At 67.4% G+C, this 20,798-nt stretch carries 18 protein-coding genes; 10 read left to right on the top strand and 8 right to left on the bottom strand.

What is annotated here, in order from left to right:
- The first annotated feature begins 9 nt into the window (after positions 1-9).
- The 4 genes from QF031_RS07275 (at position 10) to QF031_RS07260 (ending at position 6,607) form a co-directional block, all read left to right on the top strand.
- Positions 10-1,512, top strand: a complete 1,503-nt coding sequence (locus tag QF031_RS07275; protein ID WP_307426018.1) for a malate:quinone oxidoreductase — start codon at positions 10-12, stop codon at positions 1,510-1,512.
- Positions 1,513-1,580: 68 nt separating this feature from the next.
- Positions 1,581-4,820 carry an efflux RND transporter permease subunit gene (locus QF031_RS07270; protein ID WP_307426015.1) on the top strand — a complete coding sequence of 1,080 codons (3,240 nt, stop codon included), beginning with the start codon at positions 1,581-1,583 and terminating at the stop codon, positions 4,818-4,820.
- A gap of 192 nt (positions 4,821-5,012) precedes the next feature.
- Positions 5,013-6,146, top strand: a complete 1,134-nt coding sequence (locus QF031_RS07265; protein ID WP_307426012.1) for an LLM class flavin-dependent oxidoreductase — start codon at positions 5,013-5,015, stop codon at positions 6,144-6,146.
- Positions 6,146-6,607, top strand: a complete 462-nt coding sequence (locus QF031_RS07260; protein WP_307426008.1) for a MarR family winged helix-turn-helix transcriptional regulator — start codon at positions 6,146-6,148, stop codon at positions 6,605-6,607. The genes QF031_RS07265 and QF031_RS07260 overlap by 1 nt, the downstream gene beginning before the upstream one ends.
- Here the strand turns inward: QF031_RS07260 and QF031_RS07255 are convergent.
- Positions 6,604-7,410, bottom strand: coding sequence for a transglutaminase-like domain-containing protein (locus QF031_RS07255; protein ID WP_307426006.1), 807 nt, complete (start codon positions 7,408-7,410; stop codon positions 6,604-6,606). The genes QF031_RS07260 and QF031_RS07255 overlap by 4 nt on opposite strands.
- Positions 7,411-7,664: 254 nt before the next feature.
- Positions 7,665-7,793, bottom strand: a complete 129-nt coding sequence (locus QF031_RS07250) for a hypothetical protein (protein WP_307426003.1) — start codon at positions 7,791-7,793, stop codon at positions 7,665-7,667.
- A 106-nt stretch (positions 7,794-7,899) separates the two neighbouring features.
- On the opposite strand from QF031_RS07250, the gene QF031_RS07245 reads away from it, so the two are divergent.
- Both QF031_RS07245 and QF031_RS07240 read left to right on the top strand, forming a co-directional pair.
- On the top strand, positions 7,900-8,592 hold the full coding sequence (locus tag QF031_RS07245) for a DUF1684 domain-containing protein (protein ID WP_307426001.1): 693 nt from the start codon (positions 7,900-7,902) through the stop codon (positions 8,590-8,592).
- 25 nt (positions 8,593-8,617) lie between these two features.
- The gene (locus tag QF031_RS07240; RefSeq protein ID WP_307425998.1) at positions 8,618-9,106 is read left to right on the top strand and encodes a GtrA family protein; all 489 of its coding nucleotides are present in this window, start codon (positions 8,618-8,620) and stop codon (positions 9,104-9,106) included.
- A 17-nt stretch (positions 9,107-9,123) separates the two neighbouring features.
- Here the strand turns inward: QF031_RS07240 and QF031_RS07235 are convergent, their stop codons facing one another.
- The 5 genes from QF031_RS07235 to QF031_RS07215 are packed head-to-tail and all read right to left on the bottom strand — an operon-like array spanning position 9,124 to position 15,024.
- A complete protein-coding gene (locus QF031_RS07235; RefSeq protein WP_307425996.1) occupies positions 9,124-10,290 on the bottom strand; it encodes a cysteine desulfurase family protein in 1,167 nt (388 codons plus the stop codon).
- Positions 10,291-10,297: 7 nt separating this feature from the next.
- Positions 10,298-11,215 (bottom strand): carboxylating nicotinate-nucleotide diphosphorylase, encoded by a 918-nt coding sequence (gene nadC / locus QF031_RS07230; protein WP_307425993.1) that lies wholly within the window; start codon positions 11,213-11,215, stop codon positions 10,298-10,300.
- Positions 11,208-13,013 carry an L-aspartate oxidase gene (locus tag QF031_RS07225; RefSeq protein ID WP_307425991.1) on the bottom strand — a complete coding sequence of 602 codons (1,806 nt, stop codon included), beginning with the start codon at positions 13,011-13,013 and terminating at the stop codon, positions 11,208-11,210. The genes nadC and QF031_RS07225 overlap by 8 nt, the downstream gene beginning before the upstream one ends.
- A complete protein-coding gene (nadA, locus tag QF031_RS07220; RefSeq protein WP_307425989.1) occupies positions 13,013-14,317 on the bottom strand; it encodes a quinolinate synthase NadA in 1,305 nt (434 codons plus the stop codon). Before nadA ends, QF031_RS07225 begins: the two co-directional genes overlap by 1 nt.
- Positions 14,314-15,024: an NUDIX hydrolase gene (locus tag QF031_RS07215; RefSeq protein ID WP_307433210.1), complete on the bottom strand. Its 711-nt coding sequence runs from the start codon at positions 15,022-15,024 to the stop codon at positions 14,314-14,316. Before QF031_RS07215 ends, nadA begins: the two co-directional genes overlap by 4 nt.
- A 346-nt stretch (positions 15,025-15,370) precedes the next feature.
- Between QF031_RS07215 and QF031_RS07210 the strand changes: the two genes are divergently transcribed.
- From QF031_RS07210 to QF031_RS07200, 3 genes are all read left to right on the top strand, one after another.
- A complete protein-coding gene (locus QF031_RS07210; RefSeq protein WP_307425986.1) occupies positions 15,371-16,765 on the top strand; it encodes an amino acid permease in 1,395 nt (464 codons plus the stop codon).
- 80 nt (positions 16,766-16,845) lie between these two features.
- Positions 16,846-17,673 (top strand): alpha/beta fold hydrolase, encoded by an 828-nt coding sequence (locus QF031_RS07205; protein WP_307425982.1) that lies wholly within the window; start codon positions 16,846-16,848, stop codon positions 17,671-17,673.
- A gap of 98 nt (positions 17,674-17,771) precedes the next feature.
- Positions 17,772-18,419 (top strand): phosphoribosyltransferase, encoded by a 648-nt coding sequence (locus QF031_RS07200; RefSeq protein WP_307425978.1) that lies wholly within the window; start codon positions 17,772-17,774, stop codon positions 18,417-18,419.
- A 55-nt stretch (positions 18,420-18,474) separates the two neighbouring features.
- Here the strand turns inward: QF031_RS07200 and QF031_RS07195 are convergent, their stop codons facing one another.
- Positions 18,475-19,809, bottom strand: coding sequence for an MFS transporter (locus QF031_RS07195; RefSeq protein WP_307425975.1), 1,335 nt, complete (start codon positions 19,807-19,809; stop codon positions 18,475-18,477).
- A gap of 254 nt (positions 19,810-20,063) precedes the next feature.
- Between QF031_RS07195 and QF031_RS07190 the strand changes: the two genes are divergently transcribed.
- The gene (locus tag QF031_RS07190) at positions 20,064-20,798 is read left to right on the top strand and encodes an IclR family transcriptional regulator (protein ID WP_307425973.1); all 735 of its coding nucleotides are present in this window, start codon (positions 20,064-20,066) and stop codon (positions 20,796-20,798) included.

Below are 20,798 nucleotides of genomic sequence, written 5' to 3'. Positions count from 1 at the left end.
AGACTGATCGTGACCTTCATTTCCAAGACCCCACACGCCGACGTTGTCCTGATAGGCGGCGGCATCATGAGCGCCACGCTGGGGGCTTTCCTCAAGCAGTTGGAGCCGGACTGGACCATCTCCCTGTTCGAGCGGCTGGACCAGCCTGGCCTGGAAAGCTCGGACCCCTGGAACAACGCAGGAACGGGCCACGCCGCCCTCTGCGAACTGAACTACTCCCCCGCAGCCAAGGACGGCTCCGTCAGCCCGAACAAGGCACTGCTCATCAACGAACAGTTTCAGCTGTCCCGCCAGTTCTGGTCCCACCTGGTGGACAACAACCTCATTGGATCCCCCAAGGGCTTCATCAACACCGTGCCGCACATGAGCTTCGTGATCGGCGAGGATCACGCACGGTTCCTGAAGACCCGGTATGAGGCACTGAAGCCGCACACCCTGTTCCGCAGCATGGAGTACTCCGAAGACCACGCGCAGATCGCCAAGTGGGCGCCACTGATCGTCAAGGGACGCGACCCGCAGCAGCGCATTGCCGCCACCCGCGCCGCCGAGGGCACCGACGTCGACTTCGGCGCACTGACCCGCGAACTGACCACCTACCTGGGGAACAGCGGCGTCGAAATCAACTACGGTCACGACGTCACCGGGATCACCCGCGCGTCCGACGGCGGCTGGGACCTGGCGCTGAAACACCCCAAGTCCGGGGAACACGGCAAGATCCATGCCAAGTTCGTCTTCGTCGGCGCCGGCGGCGGCGCCCTGCACCTGCTCCAGGCATCGGGCATCCCGGAGAGCAAGGGCTACGGCGGGTTCCCCGTTTCCGGCCAGTTCTTCCGCTGCACCGATGAGACCATCGCCGCCCAGCACAGCGCCAAGGTGTACGGCCAGGCTTCCGTGGGCGCCCCGCCCATGTCCGTCCCGCACCTGGACACGCGGTACGTCAACGGAAAGCGCTCCCTCCTGTTCGGCCCGTACGCTGGCTTCTCCACCAACTTCCTGAAGAACGGCTCCTACCTGGACCTGCCGCTGTCCATCCGCCCGGGCAACATCATCCCGATGCTGGCCGTGGCCAAGGACAACATGGACCTCACCGCCTACCTGGTGAAGGAAGTGGTCAAGCGGCACGACCAGAAGGTGGAAGCGCTCCGGGAGTACTACCCGGAGGCCAAGGGCGGGGACTGGGAACTCATCACCGCCGGCCAGCGTGTACAGATCATCAAGAAAGACCCGCAAAAGGGCGGCATCCTTCAGTTCGGAACCGAAGTGATCGCCGGCCGTGACGGCTCCATCGGTGCGCTCCTGGGCGCTTCGCCCGGAGCCTCAACCGCTGTCCCCATCATGATCGAGCTGCTCCAGAAGACGTTCCCCCGGAACTTCAAGGGCTGGCAGTCCAAGCTCAAGGACATGATGCCCGGCTACGGGGTGAAGCTGGATGAGAATCCAGACCTTGCCGCGGAACTGGAACGGGCAACGGCCAAGTCCCTCCAGCTGGAGAGCGTTTCCGCCAGCCACTGACCCTGCGGGGCCAGCGGCTGGCACCCCCAGGGCATGTACCAGTCACTTAGACCCCCAGGAGACCACCCATGTTCCGGCTGGCGCACCTTTCCCTGGCGAACCGGGCCCTGATCGCGCTGATCACCGTCTTCGCCTCGGTCTTCGGCGTGATCACCATGTCCTCGCTGAAGCAGGAGCTCATTCCTTCCATTGAGTTCCCGCAGATCACGGTGCTCAGTTCCATGCCGGGCGCGTCGCCCGAAGTGGTGGACAAGCAGGTCAGCGGACCGCTTGAGAAGGCGCTGAACGGCGTGGAGGGGCTGGAATCCACCTCCTCCACGTCGCGCACCGGGGTCTCCCAGATCACCATGGTGTTCACCTACGGATCGAACCTGGACCGGGCCCGGAACCAGATCGACCGTGCCATCTCCAACGCCAAGCGGACCCTGCCCAGCGACGTCCAGCCGCAGGCCATCGCTGGAAGCATCAGCGACTTCCCCATCGTGTTCCTGGCCGTGTCCTCGGACAAGCCGCTCAGCGACCTCAACGCGGACCTGCAGCGCCTCAGCGTGCCCCGGTTGCAGAAGATCGACGGCGTCCGCAGCGCCGACGTCACCGGCGGCGCCACCCAGCACATCGAGATCCTTCCCCGGCCCGACGCCATGGCGGCGGCGGGGACAAGCCTCACCGCCATTCGCGACGCGCTGTCCAACAACGGCGCGCTGATCCCTGCCGGAACCCTCGAGGACCAGGGCAAAACGCTTTCGCTGCAGATCGGCAGCCCGGTCGACTCCCTGGATGCCATTAAGGGCCTGCCCCTTTCCGGTGCGAAGAACGCCGCAACCATCGGCTCGGTTGCCGATGTTTCCCTCAAGGATGACGAACGCACCTCCATCACCCGCACCAACGGCGCCGAGACGCTTGCCGTCTCCGTAACCAAGAAGCCCGAGGGCGACACCGTGGCCATCTCGCACGCGGTGCGGGACTCCCTGAACGGGTTGGAAGCGGAACTGGGTTCCAACGCCAAGTTCACCCCCGTCTTCGACCAGGCACCCTTCATCGAAAAGTCCATCAAGGACCTCACCACCGAAGGCCTGCTGGGACTGGGATTCGCCGTCGCCGTCATCCTGCTGTTCCTGATGTCCGCCCGTTCCACCCTGGTCACGGCGGTGTCCATTCCGCTGTCCCTGCTGATCACGTTCATTGGACTTTCGGGCACCGGCTACTCGCTGAACATCCTCACACTGGGCGCCCTCACCATCGCGATCGGCCGGGTGGTGGACGACTCGATCGTGGTCATCGAAAACATCAAGCGGCACCTTAGCTACGGCGAGGAAAAGTCGACGGCGATCCTCACCGCGATCAGGGAGGTGGCCGGTGCCATCACGGCCTCCACCCTGACCACGGTGGCTGTGTTCCTGCCTATCGCCTTCGTCGGCGAACTCGCCGGTGAACTGTTCCGGCCGTTCGCCCTGACGGTCACCATGGCACTGCTGGCATCACTGCTGGTGTCCCTGACCATCGTTCCGGTGCTCGCCTACTGGTTCCTCAGGAACCCCAGTGACGCGCCGGGCGCAGTGGCTGCGGGCTCCCCCGAAGCCAGGCGGATTGCCCAGGAGGCGAAGGCAAAAGCCCACGACGCCGAACAGCGCAGCCGCCTGCAGCGCGGCTACCTTCCCATCCTCCGGTCCACCCAGAAGCACCCGGTCATAACGCTGGTGGCGGCTGTCCTGGTGCTCGGCGCCACCGGTGCCATGACCCCGCTGCTGGCCACGAACCTCCTGGGCAATTCCGGGCAGAACAGCCTCACGGTCCGCCAGGTACTGCCGGCCGGAACCAGCCTCGCGGACACCAGCGCCGCGGCCATCCGCCTCGAGGAGGTCCTGCGCGGCATCGACGGCATCAAGGACGTCCAGGTAACCTCGGGCAACGCCCAGGCCGGCTTCGCCGCCCTCACCTCCACAGGCTCCTCCAACTCCACCTTCACCGTGGTCACGGACGAAAAGGCCGACCAGGAACGGCTCCAGGACACCGTTCGCACCGAGCTTGCCAAGGTGCCCGACTCCGGCAAGGTCTCGGTGGGCACCCAGCAGGGCGGCTTCGGTACTTCCTCGACCGTGGACATCACCCTCAAGGCAGCCACGAGCGCGGACCTGCAGGCAGCCAGCGACACCATGGTGGCGGCCATGACGGGCGTGCCCGGCACCAGCGAGGTGGCCAGCAACTTGGCCGCCAGCAATCCGGTGGTGCAGGTCAAGGTGGACAGGGCCAAGGCCGCGGCTGCCGGACTGAACGAGGAACAGGTGGCCGGGGTCCTGGCGTCCACCATCAGCCCCATTCCCGCCGGCACGGTCCGGATCGACACCAATGACTTCCCGGTCCGGATCGGCCAAGGTACCAAGTTCACCAGCATCGACGCTGTCCGGAACATCCCGCTGCCTGCCGGCGGCCGGCCGGTGACGCTGGGAAGCATCGCCGCCGTGGAAAAGGTGGACGTTCCCGTCTCCATCACCGCCAGCAACGGTGAGCGCACCGCAAAGGTCTCCATCTCGCCGTCGGGCTCCAACCTGGGCGCAGTGAACGCCGAAGTCCAAAAGCGCCTGGCCGAAGTCCAGCTGCCGCCGGGCGTGACGGCCACCATTGGCGGTGCCACCACCCAGCAGGCTGAATCGTTCCGGCAACTGGGCCTGGCGCTGCTGGCGGCCATCGCCATCGTTTACGTGATCATGGTGGCCACCTTCAAATCCCTCATCCAGCCGCTGATCCTGCTGGTCTCGGTTCCGTTCGCGGCCACCGGCGCGGTGGCCCTGCTGTTGCTCACCGGGGTGCCGCTGGGCCTGCCGTCGCTCATCGGCATGCTGATGCTGGTAGGCATTGTGGTCACCAACGCCATCGTGCTGATCGACCTGATCAACCAGTACCGGCAGCCGCGTGACGGCCGGCCGGGCATGAGCGTGGCGGACGCCATCACCAACGGTGCAAGGCAGCGCCTGCGGCCCATTCTGATGACGGCGCTTGCCACCGTGTTTGCCCTGACACCCATGGCCCTGGGCCTCACCGGGGGCGGCGGCTTCATCTCGCAGCCGCTGGCGGTGGTGGTGATCGGCGGGCTGGTGTCCTCCACCGCCCTGACCCTTATCCTGGTCCCCGTGCTCTACCGGCTGGTGGAAGGCCGCCGGGAGAAGAAGGCTCTGCTGAGGGACCTGCAGGCCCGCCCGGAGACCGGGCCGGCGGGTCCGGGGTCCGACATCGACGCCGAGTTCAGGGACTGGACCACCGGCCAGGTGCCCAAGGTCAGCGGCCGCCGCGCCGCCCCCGGCGCCGAATAAGGCACGTCCTGCCAGTGATGCCCGTACCGCCCAGCGGTGCGGGCATCACCCTTTTACGCACGTAGGCCGCGGGCTGGCCGGCAGGGAATAATCCCGGCGTAACAGCGTTATGGAAGGCAATAGATGCAAATGCATCTAGATTGGTCTACACTGGAGCCAAGCCCAGCAAGTCCAGGAACGGAAAGGCACGCCATGCAGATCGGTGTTTTCAGCGTCAGCGACATCACCACGGACCCCACCACGGGTCGGACCCCCACCGAGCACGAGCGCATCAAGGCGTCCGTGGCGATCGCCAAAAAGGTCGAGGAAATCGGCATGGATGTCTACGCCATCGGCGAGCACCACAACCGGCCCTTCTTCTCCTCCTCCCCCACCACCACACTGGCCTACATCGCCGCGCAGACCGAACGGATCATCCTCTCCACGGCCACCACGCTGATCACCACGAATGACCCGGTGAAGATCGCCGAGGATTTCGCCATGCTCCAGCACCTAGCGGACGGGCGCGTGGACCTGGTCCTGGGCCGCGGCAACACCGCACCCGTGTACCCCTGGTTCGGCAAAAACATCCAGGACGGCGTGGAACTGGCCATCGAAAACTACAGCCTCCTGCGCAAGCTCTGGGACGAGGACACAGTGAACTGGTCCGGCAAGTTCCGCACGCCGCTGCAGAACTTCACCTCCACGCCCCGGCCGCTGGACGGTGTGGCCCCCTTTGTGTGGCACGGCTCCATCCGCACCCCGCAGATCGCGGAAGTGGCGGCCTACTTTGGCGACGGGTTCTTCGCGAACAACATCTTCTGGCCAAAGGAGCACTACCAGCAGCTGATTGGCCTCTACCGGGAGCGCTACGAGCACTACGGCCACGGAAAAGCGGACCAGGCCATTGTGGGCCTCGGTGGCCAGTTCTTCATGCGGAAGAACTCCCAGGACGCGGTGAAGGAATTCCGCCCGTACTTCGACAACGCCCCCGTCTACGGGCACGGACCGTCCCTGGAGGACTTCACCTCGCAGACCCCGCTGACCGTCGGCAGCCCGCAGGAGGTCATCGAAAAGACCCTGACCTTCCGCGAGCACTTCGGTGACTACCAGCGCCAGCTCTTCCTGATCGACCACGCCGGCCTTCCGCTGAAGACCGTGCTGGAGCAGTTGGACCTGTTCGGCGAGGAAGTCCTGCCCGTCCTCCGGAAGGAATACGCGGCCCTCAAGCCGGCGCACGTTTCGGAACCGCCCACCCACGCCGGCCGCGTGGCGGCGCTGCTGGCCTCCCAGGAGGCGTCCCAGGAGGCGTCCCAGGGCGCCGCAGCGGCCGCGTCGGAGGCGTAATGGCTGCGCGGGAAACGGAATCACCGGTGCGGCTGGCGGCCGAGACGTGGGAATCGCTGTTCCGGACCCAGGTTGCCGTGATGCGGAAGCTGCAGTCCGGGCCGGCGTTCCGGAAGCTGGCGGTGAATGAGTACGACGTGCTGTTCACCCTGTCCCGCTGCCCGTCCGGCTGGCTGCGGCTCAACGAGCTCAACGACAACGTCCTGTTGAGCCAGTCAAGCCTCAGCAGGCTGGTGGAGCGGCTCGAAAAGCGGGGGCTGGTGGCAAGGATGCCGGCCCCTGAGGACGGCCGCGGCGTGCTGCTCAAGCTGACGGACGAGGGCCGGGAACTGCAGAAGGAGATCGGCCGCGAGCATGTGCGGGACATCTCGGCCCTGGTGGGACCCGCCCTGACGGCCGCTGAGCAGAAGGAACTCATGCGGCTTACCGACAAGCTGCGGAACTCGCTGGGGAAGCGCTAGCCCAGCTGTAGCAGCCGGGACGGGTCCTCGGCGGGGAGGTCCCCGTTGACCACGGCCGTCACGCGCAGCTGGTTCAGCACCAGGCTTCCACCCACGGTGGAAAGGAAGGCCGTGTCCGACGAGTCGCGGCCGGCGGTAATGCGCAGCATCGACTCCCGCGGGGCCAACCCCGTGGGGTCGATGACGTGCCAGGCGCCCTCCACGTAGGCTTCCGCCACGGCGTGGAAGTCCATGGGATTCAGGCCGGGGGCGTAGACGGCCGCGAGGCGGGCGGGGATGTCCTTGGAGCGAAGCAGGGCGATGGCCAGGTGCGCGAAGTCCCGGCAGACCCCGCGCCTGCTGAGCAGGGTTTCCACTGCACCGTCAGTGCCGCGGGAGGAGCCGCTGAGGTACCGCAGCTCGCCGTTGACCCAGTTCCGGACCGCATGCACCAGGTCCGCCCCCTGGATTCCCTCGAACTCGGCGTAGGCCGTGGGCAGCAGGCGGTCCGATTCGGCGTAACGGCTGGGGCGCACGTAGCGGATCCGGTCCGCCAGGCCCGCTTCCTCCGGGACCCCGCGTCCGGTCACGGTGGCGGAGTACTCCACGGTGACGTCGGTGGGCTCGGCGAACTCCATGTAGTGGAACCGGCCGCCGTGGTGGTCCGAGACGTCAGTGAGCGGAACGTCCGCGCCGCCTGCTGTGACGGACAGGGATTCCGCAAAGGACGAGTAGCCGCTGTTCCGCGCTACGGCGATGGCCATGGCCACCTTGGTGTTGGCGATGGTCCTGAAGGCCAGGCGTGCGGAAACAGAGCGTTCCATGTCTCTCCGGGGGTGTTGGGGGCGGACGGAAAGCCGCGCGCCCCGGCACCTGGTGGGTGCGGGCAGCGGGACTGGTTTTTGACCTTCAGCGACATTAGCATCCGCTGCACGTTGGCGAAGTCGGGGCTCCCGTTGACATACTCCGCGGCCTGGCCCAGGGTGTCGAAAGCCTTCGCCGGAGCGATCTTCTCATCCGGGGCGAAGGCTTTCAGCGCCAGCAGGTCGCCGAAGGAGGTGCTTGGCACTCTCCGCGCTCAGGACGACGCCGGGAGTCCCGTCCAGAGGGCGGCAACGAGGGTACCGTCGGGCTTCTTCACGTCAACCTTCTGTCCGCCGGGAAGGACTCCCTCCTCCGTGCTCCGGAACAGTCCCTGCCGCCGCATCACTGGTGCCTTCCACCAACAACCCAACCCGGCCAAAGCCCGGGCACCTGCCCGGCGTGTCGCCGTCGGACACTTACCACCCTGGCCTGGGACTAGGCTGGAGGCTATGGCGGAAGAGCAGCACGGCACGGCCGAAGACAATCCCGCGGATCCTTCCGCCCTGGACGTTTCCGCTGTGGACATTTCCGCAGTGGACATCGCCGACTGGCGCTTGCGGACCTTTGCGCTTTACGACGCCGTCCGCCGGCTCTCAGCCGAGAGCCCGTCCGAGGCACACTCGTATTGGCGGCACCAGCGCGACCTGATGTTCGCCACCCACCCCGCGTCCCCACTGACTCACGCGGACAAGGGGCGTTTCTCCGGCTTGAAGACTGCCTACTACGATCCCATCTACCGCTTCCACGTCCCGCTGACCAAAGAGGGCGCAGGCCGTGAAATGAGCGTGGACACCGGAACTGACGGCGTAGTCCATTTTGTCCGGCTGGGCACGTTCGACCTGCCGGAAATGGGCCAGCTGGGGGTGTGGAAGATCCACGGATACGGCGGCGGCATCTTTGTCCCGTTCCGGGACGCCACGGCCGGCCAGCCGGGCGGAAGCTACGGTGCGGGCCGCTACCTGCTGGACACCATCAAGGGCGCCTTCCACGGCGTGCAGGGGTCGGGACCGGATGCCACCTTCGTTTTGGACTTCAACTTTGCCTACAACCCGTCCTGCGCCTACAACGAGGCGTGGGCCTGCCCGCTGCCCGGCCCGTCCAACCGGCTGGCAGTGGACATCCCCGTGGGCGAGCTGTACTGATGACGGCCGTACCCGGTAACGCCGCGTGACGGACGGTACGTCCGCCCCCGCCATCCCCGAAACCTCCGCCCGGCGCTTTCCCGCCACCAGGCACTACCGCGGCGTCCTGCGCTTTCCGGTCCTCCGGCAGCTGCTCCGCTTCTCCGGCGTCGGCGTCATCTGCACGGCAGCGTCCCTGGGAATCTATGCGCTGCTGAGGCCCTGGCTTGGCGCACAGCCGGCCAACGCGGTGGCACTGGTCCTCACATCCTTGCTGAACACGGCCCTGAACCGCCGGCTGACGTTCAAAATCGCCGGCCAGCAGCGCCGCACGCGCGACCATCTGAACGGGCTGGTGGTGATCGCCTTGGCGCTGGTAATTACCGGCAGCAGCCTGGGGGTGCTGCACTGGTTCAACCCGGACGCCACCGTAGGGGACGAACTCCTTGCCACCACACTGTCCGGGTTCCTGGCCACGGCCGTTCGTTTCAGCATGCTCCGGCACTGGATCTTCAGACGGGCGCGGCACCGCTGATCCAGCGGCCGGGGAAATCAGCGGCTGTAGCCCGCGCCCAGGTTCTTGACGCTGCCGACGGCGGCCTGGACCGCAGCGGCGGCAGCGTCCAGGTCCTCCTGGGTCACCGAGGCATCGAAACTGAACCGGACCGCCGTCTGCGCCACCTCGGCGGACATCCCCATGGCGGTGAGCACAGGCGAGGGCGCATCGGAACCTGCTGCGCATGCCGAGCCGCTGGAGCAGACCACGCCGCGCCGTTCCAGCTCCAGGAGCACGGACTCGCCGCTGGTTCCGGGGAAGCAGAACGATGCCAGCGACGGGAGTCGGTCGGACGGGTGGCCGGTCAGGACGGCGTCCGGGACTGCGGCCAGCACCGCGCCGATGAACCGGTCCCGCAGGGCGGACACCCTGTCGTGTTGCCCCGCCTGGTGCTCCTGGGCAAGGGTGAGGGCAGTGGCCAGGCCCACCGCTCCCGCCACGTTTTCGGTTCCCGACCTCCGGCCCCGCTCTTGGCCGCCTCCGTGGATGACCGGTTCCACCCGCGTGCGGCTCCGGACGAACAGTGCCCCGCAGCCTTTCGGTGCGCCGAGCTTGTGCCCGGAAAGACTCATGGCGTCCACACCCAGGGACCTCGTGTCCAGCGGCAGCCAGCCGGCGGCCTGGACGGCGTCGGTATGGAACGGGATGCCGTAGGCGCGGGCAAGTTCAGCCAGCGCAGGGATGGGCTGGACAGTGCCCACCTCGTTGTTGGCGTACATGATGCTCACCAGTGCGGTTTCCGGATGCAGCACCGCTGCCAGGGCCTCCGGCGTGACCCGTCCGGCGCCGTCCACTGGCACCACGTCCACCGTGAAGCCGTGGAAACGTTCAAGGTAGCGTGCGGATTCCTCCACTGCCGGATGCTCGACGGCGCTGATCACTACCCGGTTCAGCTGCGGGTTTGCTGCCTGCCGGGCCAGGGCGATTCCTTTGACGGCGAGGTTGTCCGCCTCGGTTCCCCCGGAGGTAAAGACCAGTTCACCCTGCCGGCAGCCCAGGACGGCGGCCACTGTTGACCGGGCGTCTGCAAGCGCCGCCCGGGCTGACTCACCGAGCAAGTGGTGGCTTGACGGGTTCCCGAATCCGCCCGTGAGGTACGGCCACATTGCGTCCAGCACTTCGCGGCGGACGGGCGTTGTGGCGGCAGCGTCAAGGAAGATCATGGCAGGCTCACGCGGCGGTCAGTTCGACGTCGAGGCCAAGGTCCAGGGCGGCCACGGTGTGGGTGAGTGCGCCCACGGAGATGACATCCACGCCCGTGCCGGCAATCGCGGCTGCAGTGCCCAGGTTCACATTGCCGCTGGCTTCCACCCGGGCCCGCCCGGCCACCAGCGCCACGCCTGCCTTCAGCTCCGCCACCGTGAAGTTGTCCAGCATGATGGTGTCCACCCCGGCGGCCAGCACGGGTTCGATCTGGTCCATGCGGTCCACTTCCACTTCGAAGTGGGTGGTGTGGCCCAGCTGTGCCTTGGCGGCCAGCAGGAGCGAGGTGAGTTTTGCGGGGTCTCCGCCGGTCATCACGGCAAGGTGGTTGTCCTTGGCCAGCACGGCGTCGGAGAGGCTGTACCGGTGGTTCGCCCCGCCACCGCACCTCACCGCAAAGCGTTCCAGGACCCGCAGGCCGGGTGTTGTTTTGCGGGTGTCGGTGATGCGGGCACGGGTGCCCTCGGTGAGCCGCACGAACTCTGCCGTCTTCGTGGCAATGGCGGACATCCGCTGGACCAGGTTGAGCGCCACGCGTTCCGCCATCAGCACGGAGCGGGCGCTGCCGCTGACCCGCGCGAGGTGCGTGCCGGCGCCGAACGTTTCACCGTCTGCCAGGAGCAGCTCCACCTGGGTCGCGGGATCCACGAGCTGCATGGCGTCGCGGAACACGGTGGCCCCGCTGAGGACGCCGGGCACGCGGGCGTTGAGGACGGCGGTGGCGCGGGCGCCGGCCGGGATGAGCAGCTGCGAGGTGATGTCGCCGCTGGGCGCGTCCTCGGCGAAAGCCCGTTCCAGGATCTCCCGGACAGGAGCCGGCGGAAGGGTGAGGTCCAGCGCGGGCCGCAATGCGGCGGCCTGGTCGATCACGGCGGGTTCAGTCATGGAGCAGGCTCACTTTCGGGCGGAGGGAAGACGGGTTGCCGGGTTCCACAGGTTCGTCGCCGCGGTAATGGGCGCCCAGGGATTCCCGGCGGTTGAGGGCGGCAGCGACAAGCAGCTGCGCGGCCAGCAGCAAATTCCGGTCCTCATGAACCGCGGGGTCGGCAGAGGAGGCATCAGCAGAAGAAACAACAGCACCAGGAAGGACGACGGCGGCCCAACGGTCAAGCGTCCGCCCGGCCTCAACCAACAGCTCCCGAGAGCGCAGCACCCCGGCATGAGAGGTCATCAACCGCCGAAGAGCCTCGCGCGAAAAGGGCTCCCCGGCATTGGCTCCCCCACCGAAGCTGGACGGCAGACCCCCGAGCGGCGAACCTGGCCAACCCGTCTCGCCTTCGAAAGCAGCAGGGACGGTGACATGCGGTCGGTCGCCTAAAGGTGCCCCGGAAGCGTGCGTCAAGGGGAGGCCGCCAGCGGCCGAGACAGCACGCGGAGGGGTGCCTTCAGGCGACCCCCAAGCATCGCTGCCGCGGGACGCATCCCAGCCCGGGTCACCGGCAAGGAAAGATTCAACAGCGCGGCGGCCGAAGACGAGTCCCTCAAGGAGGGAGTTGCTGGCCAGCCGGTTAGCCCCTTGGACGCCGGTGCACGCAACTTCCCCGGCAGCGTAGAGCCCGGGAACGGTGGTGCGGGCGGAGAGGTCCGTGCGTACCCCGCCCATCCAGTAGTGGGCGGCGGGGGCGACGGGGACCAGTTCGCTGGTCCAGTCGATGCCGGCGTCGAGTGTTTTGCGGGTGAGGGTGGGGAACCTGTGGCGGAGGAAGCCTGCTCCCCTGTCCTGTTCGATGCCGCGGGCGTCGAGGTAGACGTGCCCGGTGGGGTCGCCGAGTTTGGCCAGGTGGAGGGCGATGCTGCGGGAGACGACGTCGCGCGGTGCCAGTTCGGCGTCGGGGTGGTAGGCCTGCATGAAGCGCCGGCCCCCGGCGTCGAGGAGGACAGCCCCCTCGCCGCGGACCGCTTCGGAGATGAGCAGCGGTCCGTCCAGCCGTTCGGGATGCGCGGTGGCGGCGCCGGCCAGGCAGGTGGGGTGGAACTGGAAGAACTCGAGGTCTGCCGTGGCGGCTCCGGCGCGGACGGCGAGCGCCAGCCCGTCAGCGGTGGCCACGCCGGGGTTGGTGGTTTGGGCGAACAGCTGGCCTGCTCCCCCGGTGGCGAGCAGGACGGCGCCGGTGTCCAGGCTCATGCTCCGGCCGCCCTGCAGATATTGCACTCCTGCTACCTTTCCGCGGCGGATGATGAGGGCAGTGGCGTGGGCCTGGGTGAGGAGGGTGAGCTTTCCTTCGTCCCGCCGGGACAGCACTGCCTGGATCAGGGCAGCGGCGACGCGCGCACCCGTGGCGTCGCCGCCTGCGTGCAGGATGCGCGGGGCACTGTGGGCCGCTTCGAGCCCAAGGGCCGGCCCGCCGTCGTGCGCTGCCCCGGCGCCTGCCGCATCAAAGGTGACCCCGTAGCGCTGGAGGCCCGCGATGTCCCGCCGCGCCTCCCTGCACATCTGCCGGACCGCGGCTTCGTTGCAGTGGCCCGCCCCGGCGCGGAGCGTGTCGGCGATGTGCGCGGCCACACTGTCTCCAGGGGCAGGCTCGGCGAGCACGGCGGAAATGCCGCCCTGGGCGTACCAGGTGTTGCTGTTTTCCAGCGCGCCTTTGGTGAGCAGCACCGCATCCGCACCGGCGTCGGCGGCGAGGAGGGCCGCGTAGAGGCCCGCGATCCCGCTGCCGACGACGACAAGCTGCCCGGTCATCAGGGCTTCGCCGCGAGCATGCGCTCGAGTGCCGTCCTGGCGTTGGCCTGCACCTTGTCATCCACGGTGATGCGGTTGGCCACGCGGCCGGCCACCAGTTCCTCCAGCACCCAGGCGAGGTAGCCGGGGTGGATGCGGTACATGGTGGAGCATGGGCAGATCACCGGGTCCAGGCAGAAGATGGTGTGCTGCGGGTACTCGGCGGCAAGCCGGTTCACCATGTTGATCTCGGTGCCGATGGCGAACGTGGTGGATTCCGTGGCGGCGGCGATCGCCTTCTTGATGAAGTCCGTGGAACCGGCCGAGTCCGCGGCGTCCACCACCTCCATGGGGCACTCGGGATGCACGATGACCTGCACGCCGGGGAAGTCTGCCCGGGCCTTCTCGATCTGCGCCACGCTGAAGCGCTTGTGCACGGAACAGAACCCGTGCCAGAGGATGACCCGGGAGTCCAGCAGCGCCTGCTCGTCATTGCCGCCCAGGTCCTTGCGCGGATTCCACATGGGCATCTGCTCCAGGGGAACGCCCAGGGCCTTTGCCGTGTTGCGTCCCAGGTGCTGGTCGGGGAAGAACAGCACGCGCTGCGCCCGTTCGAAGGCCCACTCCAGGACCGTCTTTGCATTCGAGGAGGTGCAGACGATGCCGCCGTGTTCACCGCAGAACGCCTTCAGGGCTGCAGAGGAGTTCATGTAGGTGACGGGGATGACGGGAACCCGGCCTTCGGCGTCGGGTTCGGTCCCGAAGAGATCCTCGAGCTGTTCCCAGCATTCCTCCACGGAGTCCGCGTCCGCCATGTCGGCCATGGAGCATCCGGCGGCCAGGTTGGGCAGGATGACCGCCTGCTCCGGGGTGGAGAGGATGTCGGCGGTTTCCGCCATGAAGTGGACGCCGCAGAAAACGATGGCCTCCGCCTCCGGACGGGTGAGCGCGGCATTGGCCAGCTGGAAGGAGTCACCCACGAAGTCCGCGTACTGGATGACTTCGTCACGCTGGTAGAAGTGGCCCAGGATCACCGCGCGGTCGCCCAGCGCGGCCTTGGCGGCTTTGATCCGCTCGCCCAGTTCGGCATCGCTGGCCAGCTTGTATTCCTCGGGCAGCTGGCCCTGGCGCGGAGTGGTGGCCGGAGCCGGATCGGCACTGGACGCGCCCGGGCCGTAGGCGGGGACGCCGGCGAGCGCCTCGGCGAGGTCGTAGTCCCACGGGCCCTTGGCCAGCGCCGGGCTGCAGGTGCTGCGTTCAGCTGCAGCACCCTTTTCCGCCTGTTCGCGCGTGATCAGCTGGATTGCCGTGTTAACGCTGCTCATGGTGTGCTCCTGTTGTCTGGGTCAAGGCCGGGCCGGCCGGTAAAGCGGTAGAGGCGGGGCGGGCGGTGCTTTCCGCCCTGGAGGTACTCCCCGGTTTCTTCGATTTCCGGGGTGGATTTGAGTTGGCGCCGGAAATTGGCCGGATCCAGTTGCCGGTCCAGGACGGCTTCATAGACTTCGCGCACCTGCGCCAGCGTGAAGTACTCCCCCAGCAGGTGGTAGGCCACCGAGCCGTAGGCCAGCTTGTTCCGCAGCCGCCCGAGCGCGTAGTCCACGATGGCGTTGTGGTCGAAGGCGAGCTCGCCCAGGCGGTCGGCCCGGAACCACCTCACGTTTTCGGATTCGTCGGCGAGCGCAGCCTCCGTGGGCTGCACCAGGGCCCAGTAGACGATGGAGACCACGCGCTGGGTGGGCGACCGGTGCAAGCCGCCGAACGCGTAGAGCTGCTCAAGGTAGCGGGGGGCAAGGCCTGTGGTCTCCTGCAGGTTCCTGGCGGCGGCATCCTGGAGGGACTCGTCGTGGCTGAGCGGACCGCCGGGCAGGGCCCAGAGCCCCTTGAAGGGTTCCCGGATGCGGCGCACCAGGGGAAGCCACAGCGTGGGGCGGCCTGACGTGGCACTGGGCCGGAGGGCGAAGATCACCGTGGAGATGGCCAGCGACGGCGGCGCAGCCTGCCGCTCGGAAACATTCGCCGAGTTGTAGTACATCCGTCCCACCGCCCTCCGTCATCCTCGACTGCCGGCCGGAGGCCGGTCGTCCTTAGTTATGGTCACATTGACCAAAACTAATTCTACGGCTGTCCGCCCAGGAAAAGAAATGTTTCCCGCCGGTCTTCCCGCGCAGCACCACACCGGGGTTGCGGCGTCAGGCCGGCGTCCCGGCCTCGGGCCCGCCGGGTTCAACCTCCTGCTGCATGGCGCTCATCCGGGAATGCCTGCTCCAACGCCCCGTTTCCGGGCCGCACCCCGGAAGCGGTAAATTCAATAGGTCCCAAAAGGACCCCCGGGCGCCCTGCACCCGGACCCAACCAGCCCCAGAAGGTGCACCTGCCCCATGACGATGAAGTCTGCCAACACCCCATCGACTACCTCACCAAAGGCCGCGGCCGGCCACAGCATGAAGCCGCGACAACTCACCATGATGGGGCTGGGCAGTGCCATCGGGGCCGGCCTGTTCCTGGGTTCGGGCGCGGGAGTCCAGGCGGCAGGGCCGGCAGTCCTCATCTCCTACCTCGTGGCCGGAACACTGATCATCCTGGTCATGTGGGCACTGGGCGAGATGGCCGCGGCAAACCCCACCAGCGGGGCGTTCTCCGTCTACGCACAGCGGGCACTGGGACGCACGGCAGGCGCCACTATCGGATGGCTGTGGTGGCTGCAGCTGGTGGTGGTGATTGCAGCCGAGGCACTCGGCGCGGCCGGACTGCTGTTCTCCGTCTGGCCGGTGATCCCGGTCTGGGCGCTGGCGCTGCTGTTCATGGTGGTGTTCACCGGCATCAACCTGGCAGGGGTACGGAACTTCGGTGAGTTCGAGTTTTGGTTCGCCATCCTCAAGGTGGCCGTCATTGTCCTGTTCCTCGCAGTCGGTGCAGCCTTGCTCCTGGGCCTGCTGCCCGGCGTCGCCTCCCCCGGAGCGGGAAACCTCACGGGCAACTTCGCGCCCCATGGCCTGCGTGGCGTTGCTGCTGCCCTGTTCGTAGTGATCTTCGCGTTCGGCGGGACGGAGATTGTCTCGGTGGCGGCAGCCGAAACCGAGGACCCGGAGCGCAGCGTCGGCAAGGCGATCCGCACCGTGGTGTGGCGGATCCTGGTGTTCTACATCGGCTCCGTCTTCGTTATCGCTGCCGTCCTCCCCGCCACCTCCGCGAGCCTTGCCTCCCCCTTCGCCGGAGTCCTGGAAGCCGCCCGTATCCCCGGGACGTCCACCGCGATCACCCTGGTGGCCGTCGTCGCCCTCCTCTCGGCCCTGAACGCGAACCTTTACGGGGCCTCCCGCATGGTGTACTCGCTGGCCCAGCGGGGCGAAGCGCCACGGTTCCTGACGCGCCTCAACCGTGCCGGTGCGCCGCTGCTCGCGGTCGCGGTATCCGTTGCCTTCGGCTTCGCGGCCACGGTCCTGGAGCTGTTGTTTCCCGGACGGATCCTGCCCGCGCTGTTCCAGCTGGTGGGATCGACGTGCCTGGTGGTCTGGGGCAGCGCCCTGGTGTCCCAGCTGGTCCTCCGGCGGCGGGCCGACCGGGACGGAATCGCGCTGCCCCTGCGGATGAAGGGCTTTCCCGGGCTGACTGTCCTGGGCCTGGTCCTGCTGGGACTCATCTTCGCCGTCGGCTTCAGCGCGGAGGCCAGCCGCGTCCAGCTTTTCAGCACCTTTGCACTGATCGGCGGGATCGCACTGGCGTGCGCCGTCGCAGCCCGCGCGACCGGCAGGAAGCGCCCTGCCAACGGGTAGAGTGGTGCCTACCTTTCCACGAAGACGCACCGATGCGCCGGGCCCGCCCAGGCGCCGTACCTGATTGGGGAACTGACACCATGACCGGCAGGCACAGCGGCCAGCAACAGTCGCACACCGTTGAAGGCACCGACCCGCAGCTGTTCGTGGCGGTCCATGAACCCGCCTCCGATGCCGGCCTCCGGCCGGTCCTGCTGTTGCACGGATTTTCCTCCTCATCCAAGCTCAACTGGGAGGACACGGGGTGGGTCTCGGCCCTGCTCGAGGCCGGACGACGGGTAGTCACGGTGGACCTGCCGGGCCACGGCCGCAGCGGCGCCCCCGAGGACCGCGACTCCTACTCCCCCAGCCGGATCAGGGCGGACCTGCTGCAGGCAGCGTTCGACGCCGGTGCGCGCCCTTTGCAGGACGGCGATCCTTCCAGCGGGCTGGACGTGGTGGGCTACTCCCTAGGCTCCCGGCTCGCCTGGGAATTCGCTGCTACGCAGCCCGAACTGGTGCACCGGGTGGTGCTCGGCGGTCCCAATGACTCGGATCCCCTGGCGGCCTTCGACCTTACCGCCGCCCAGGACTACCTCGCCGATGGCAGCCCGATCCACGACGAATCCACCGCCCAGCTGCTCAAGATGGCGCTGCTGCTGCCCAGCAACAACATCTTCGCGCTCCTTTCCCTGGTGGAGGCCATCAAGGCCGAGCCGTACGATCCTGCCGAGGCAGTACCCCATGTCCCGATGCTCCTGGTGGCCGGGGACAAGGACGAACGGGCCGCGACCCTGCCCAAGCTGGCCGACCTCGCCCGCGGCGCCGGTTCCACGGCTGAACAGTTGATCCTCCCGGGCAGGAACCACACCAACGCCATCACCAGCAGGGCCTTCAAGCAGGCCGCCATTTCGTTCCTGGCCGTTTAGGCACGTCCGGGGCTGCCGCCGCAAACCGGCAGCGGCCCCTGGGACGGTGCGCCGACGGCGGGCCGCAGCTGCGAGGGACAGAGCGCCGGGAGGGACATATGGGGACGCGTTTCGACGACCGGACGGAGGCCGGCCAGCGACTCGCCGCTGCCCTCGCCCGGTTTCGGGAACGCCCGGACACAGTGGTCCTGGGCCTGGCCCGCGGTGGCATTCCTGTCGCGGCGGCTGCAGCTACGGCACTGCAGCTGCCGCTGGGCACCGTCCTGGTGCGGAAGCTGGGGATACCCGGGCACGAAGAAACGGCGTACGGTGCACTGGCCCTTGCCCGCGGCCGGACTGTCCGGCTGATCAACAAGCCGCTGCTGGAGCGGGTGCTTGAACATGGTGTGCGCCGGGAATCACTGGCCATTGTGGAAGAACGCGAGCGGGCCGAGCTGCTCCGCCGGGCGGAACTCTACCCGGGAGCCAACGTGGACGTGACGGGCAAGACTGTTGTCCTGGTGGATGACGGCCTGGCCACTGGCGCAACGATGCGCGCCGCCGTGGAGGCCATGCGGGACAGTGGCGCGTCAGCGGTGGTGGCCGCAGCCCCCGTGGGCTCGGTCGACGCCCAGGCATCGCTGGAGCGGGTATGTGATGCGGTGCTCTGCCTGCAGCTGCCCGGCAAGTTCCGGGCCGTGGGGAGCTACTACCGGCACTTCGGGCAGTTGAGCGACGACGACGCGGTCAGTCTGCTGGAAGGTTGACCCTCCCGGACAAACTGCAGGCCCGGACCACGCGGTCCGGGCCTGCTCGGTGGGATCAGTGGTGGCTGCTGACTCCCAGCGGCCGGCCCTTGGTTTCCTTGGCCAGTACCACGCCGACGGCGGAGATGACACAGAGGATCATGATGTAGATGCCGATCGAGCCCGTCCATTTGGTGGACTGGAGGAGCGATTCGGCGATGGTGGCCGCGAAGGCCCCGCCCAGGATGGCCCCGAACGCGTACCCGATGGAAATGCCGGAGTAGCGGACGTTTGCGGGGAACATCTCCGCGTACATGGCGGACATGGGTCCGTAGGACAGGCCCAGGCCAATGGTCAGGACGAACAGGGCGACACCGTAGAGCATGATGTCCTTGGTGTCGATCAGGGCAAACATGGGGATCATCCAGGCGAAAACGATGGCGTAGCCGATCAGGAAGGTCTTGACGCGGCCAATGCGGTCGGACAGCCAGCCGCCCACCAGGGTGAAGATCAGCCAGCCGAAGGACGCCAGCGTGGTGGCCAGGAGGATCTGCGGGGTGGGCATCTTCAGGGTCTTGGTGGCGTAGGAGATGAAGAACGCGATCAGCAGGTAACCTGCTGCGTTGTTGCCGATGAAGATCAGGGTGGAGTACAGGACCGGCAGCTTGTGGTTCCGGATCAGTTCGCCGAGCGGTGCCTTGCTCTCCTTCTTCCGCTGGGCCATTTCCTGGAAGACCGGGCTCTCGGCCACGGCGCGGCGGATCAGGTAGCCCACCACGATCAGGACGATGGAGAGCAGGAACGGGACGCGCCAGCCCCAGGCTGCGAAGTCTTCCTTGGACATGCTGGTGTTGAGGAAGAACAGCAGGCCGGTGGCCAGGATCATGCCCACCGGAACGCCGATCTGCGGGTAGGCGCCGAACAGGCCGCGGCGGTTGACTGGCGCGTGCTCGACGGCCATGAGGGCTGCGCCGCCCCATTCGCCGCCGGCGGAGAAGCCCTGGATGACCCGCAGCAGGATCAGCAGCACGGGGGCCCAGGCACCGATCTGCGCGTAGGTGGGCAGCATGCCGATGAGGGCGGTTGCCGCGCCCATCATCACCAGCGTGAAGACCAGCATGGCCTTCCGGCCCAGGCGGTCGCCGAGGTGGCCGGCGACCACGGCGCCGAGCGGGCGGAACAGGAAGCTGATGCCGATGAGGGCGAAGGAGAGGATCTGCGCCAGCCCCGGGTTGGAGGCATTCAGCGGTGCGAGGAACAGCGGTGACAGCAGCGTTGCGGTCAGCTGGGCAAAGATAAAGAAGTCGTACCACTCGATAGTGGTGCCGACCAGGGTGCCGGCGAGGACCTTGCGTTCCTCCCGCCGGCTGCTGGGACCAGCGAGGGTATCCACCTTGGAAGGTGTGGTCATTGAAACTCCATTGTTTATTGGGCAGCAATGCCACCCGGACGCCTTCAGAATTACCGACAGAACGGTCAGTTAGTTAGTAGGGTACTACGAAACTGTGATCCGGAACACGAACTGTGGGGAGATTTTTGCGATGATCGACCGCGAAAGGAGAAGTTCTATATTTGAACGGTAAGTTCGTATACAGGACAGTACCGTTTACGCTGACATGAGACAAGGGTCACGGCAAGGCCTGACCGCAACTTAGGATGGACATCATGACTCCCCCAGCGGCCGCAGCACGGGCGGGAGCGGCGCCGCCGGCTTCGCCCTCCCAGACCCTGTCGCGTGGCATCCGTGCCCTCGAGATCCTTGCAGCCGCCCCCGGCCCGCTGACCATCGCCGAGCTGGCCGAGGCGATGGGCGTCCACCGTTCGGTGGCCTACCGGATCCTGCGCACCCTGGAAGACCACTCCCTCCTGGTGCGCGACGACGCGGGACGGGTCCAGCCGGGCCCGGGCCTGGCAGTCCTGGCCCGCGGCGTATCCCGCAGCCTCCAAAGCGCCGCCCTTCCAGAGCTCACGCAGCTGGCAAACTCACTGGATATGACCGCCTTTGTAGCGGTCTGGGACCACCACGACTGCATCACGCTCGTCACAGTCGAACCGAGGCACTCCGGTGCCACGGTGGCCCAGCGCCCCGGCACGCGCCACCCCATCAATGCCGGTGCCCCCGGCATCGCCATCCAGTCCGCCCTCACCGAAGCGGAGTGGGACCGGTTGGACACCGGGATCCCCTACCGCCACGAGGCGGAGGAAGCGCGGAGGAAGGGCTACTCGGCCAGCCACGACGAGGTCATCGCCGGAGTCTCCTCACTGGCGGCCCCGGTCAGGGTGCCTGGCGGGCGTCCGGCCGCACTCGCCGTCGTCTATATCCGTTCCGCCCACGAGCCGGAAGCGGTGGGGGCCGCCATCGCCCGAAGCGCTGCGCGGATCGAGAGCCAGCTCACCTAG

The organism is Pseudarthrobacter defluvii, from assembly GCF_030816725.1.
GTDB lineage: Bacteria > Actinomycetota > Actinomycetes > Actinomycetales > Micrococcaceae > Arthrobacter > Arthrobacter defluvii_A.
The sequence above is the reverse complement of the archived record's forward strand: the minus strand, read 5'-3'. Positions and strand labels throughout refer to the sequence as shown.

What these genes read in the sequence shown, in the direction of transcription:
- QF031_RS07270 (WP_307426015.1), top strand. Translation starts at nt 1,581, where the DNA reads ATGTTCCGGCTGGCGCACCTTTCCCTGGCGAACCGGGCCCTGATCGCG.
- QF031_RS07265 (WP_307426012.1), top strand. Translation starts at nt 5,013, where the DNA reads ATGCAGATCGGTGTTTTCAGCGTCAGCGACATCACCACGGACCCCACC.
- QF031_RS07260 (WP_307426008.1), top strand. Translation starts at nt 6,146, where the DNA reads ATGGCTGCGCGGGAAACGGAATCACCGGTGCGGCTGGCGGCCGAGACG.
- QF031_RS07255 (WP_307426006.1), bottom strand. Translation starts at nt 7,410, where the DNA reads ATGGAACGCTCTGTTTCCGCACGCCTGGCCTTCAGGACCATCGCCAAC.
- QF031_RS07250 (WP_307426003.1), bottom strand. Translation starts at nt 7,793, where the DNA reads ATGCGGCGGCAGGGACTGTTCCGGAGCACGGAGGAGGGAGTCCTTCCC.
- QF031_RS07245 (WP_307426001.1), top strand. Translation starts at nt 7,900, where the DNA reads ATGGCGGAAGAGCAGCACGGCACGGCCGAAGACAATCCCGCGGATCCT.
- QF031_RS07235 (WP_307425996.1), bottom strand. Translation starts at nt 10,290, where the DNA reads ATGATCTTCCTTGACGCTGCCGCCACAACGCCCGTCCGCCGCGAAGTG.
- nadC (WP_307425993.1), bottom strand. Translation starts at nt 11,215, where the DNA reads ATGACTGAACCCGCCGTGATCGACCAGGCCGCCGCATTGCGGCCCGCG.
- QF031_RS07225 (WP_307425991.1), bottom strand. Translation starts at nt 13,013, where the DNA reads ATGACCGGGCAGCTTGTCGTCGTCGGCAGCGGGATCGCGGGCCTCTAC.
- nadA (WP_307425989.1), bottom strand. Translation starts at nt 14,317, where the DNA reads ATGAGCAGCGTTAACACGGCAATCCAGCTGATCACGCGCGAACAGGCG.
- QF031_RS07215 (WP_307433210.1), bottom strand. Translation starts at nt 15,024, where the DNA reads ATGTACTACAACTCGGCGAATGTTTCCGAGCGGCAGGCTGCGCCGCCG.
- QF031_RS07210 (WP_307425986.1), top strand. Translation starts at nt 15,371, where the DNA reads ATGACGATGAAGTCTGCCAACACCCCATCGACTACCTCACCAAAGGCC.
- QF031_RS07205 (WP_307425982.1), top strand. Translation starts at nt 16,846, where the DNA reads ATGACCGGCAGGCACAGCGGCCAGCAACAGTCGCACACCGTTGAAGGC.
- QF031_RS07200 (WP_307425978.1), top strand. Translation starts at nt 17,772, where the DNA reads ATGGGGACGCGTTTCGACGACCGGACGGAGGCCGGCCAGCGACTCGCC.
- QF031_RS07195 (WP_307425975.1), bottom strand. Translation starts at nt 19,809, where the DNA reads ATGACCACACCTTCCAAGGTGGATACCCTCGCTGGTCCCAGCAGCCGG.
- QF031_RS07190 (WP_307425973.1), top strand. Translation starts at nt 20,064, where the DNA reads ATGACTCCCCCAGCGGCCGCAGCACGGGCGGGAGCGGCGCCGCCGGCT.